The sequence below is a fragment of the Salinicola sp. genome (assembly GCF_982684285.1).
Genome location: NZ_CEXLVS010000481.1, coordinates 1 through 1,287 on the forward strand (window position 1 = coordinate 1; position 1,287 = coordinate 1,287).

A 1,287-nucleotide genomic window follows, 5' to 3' on the forward strand; every position below is an offset into this window, starting at 1 on the left:
TCAACTGATCTAACCAATCGGCGCCCGAACGATACGCTGCTTCAAAGGCTGAAATACTAAAAGGGTTGGCTGCACTAATATGCCAACTTTCAAACACCCCGTTTATCAACCTTCGCTGCTCAGGATCATTAATCACCATCGCCGATAAACCTAAGCCAGGAATATTAAAACTTTTACTGGGAGACACCGTGCTGACTACCGAAACATCCCCCGCGATCGCCGCTAAGGGAATATGGTGTTCATTCGGGTAGGTCAAATCCGCATGGATCTCATCTGACACGATAGTGACATTATATTTAGCCGCAATCGCCAACAGCGATTCAAGTTCCTCTTGCTGCCAAACTCGACCTGCTGGATTATGGGGCGAACACAATAAAAGTAACTTGGCGCCATCCGCTGCACATTGTTCAAAATGCTCTAAATCCATTCGATAAAGTCCATCCTTGAGCTGCAAAGGATTTAAGACCAACTCGCGTTCACTTTTAGTGATGGTAGTAAAAAATGGATGATAGACCGGTGGCTGAATAATGACTTTATCGCCAGGCTTGGTCAGTCCCTGAATCACCGCATAAAGTGATGGCACTACGCCTGGGCACATGACGATTGAACGGCGATCTATCTGCCAATTATGTCGCTGTTGAAACCATGATTGCATAGCTTCAAACATACTATCTGGATACATGGTGTACCCATAAACAGGGTGTTCAGCTCGCGCAATTAAAGCCTGCGTCACCGCTTCAGGTGCTGCAAAGTCCATATCCGCCACCCACAAGGGAATGACATCATCTTTGCCAAAATAACCTTTACGCCCATCATGTTTCAGACTCGCCGTCTGTTCGCGCTGAATCATCCGATCAAAGTTAATGGTCATGACTCACATCCCTGTGTGCACCCGTCAGGTGGCTGCCTCCGGCTGTACAACATTGATCCTGTCAACGTTGTCACCCTTTTCGTTCCCAAATAGTCACTTCAGAGAGGCTATGTTGGAATTTTCGACTGGTTTCTCGAATCACAAATGGCACGGCTAACGGCCCTTTTTTCAACTCAAAATGTTCCACTAATAACGCTTTTAATCCATCCAAAGTAGTGAAATTTTCACCATCTTTTTTAAAGCCGCCTAGCCAATCTTCTTTATGAGTATGTTCTTCTAACCACGTATAAGGCGAGGTAATTAGTAGCAGTCCGCCGACATTAATCCGTTCATGTATCGTGCTTAAAAATAGTCCGGGTTTATATAGACGATCAATCAAATTCGCCGCGAGCACTAAGTCATAACCGCTGAACAGC

2 protein-coding genes are annotated in these 1,287 nt (G+C 45.5%); both read right to left on the bottom strand.

Annotated elements, in window-relative coordinates:
• Positions 1–871 (bottom strand): MalY/PatB family protein (locus AC3AYF_RS21275; RefSeq protein ID WP_487780460.1); only part of this gene is annotated, 871 nt, incomplete at its 3' end.
• Between the two features lie 70 nt (positions 872–941).
• Positions 942–1,287 (bottom strand): class I SAM-dependent methyltransferase (locus AC3AYF_RS21280; protein ID WP_487780461.1); only part of this gene is annotated, 346 nt, incomplete at its 5' end.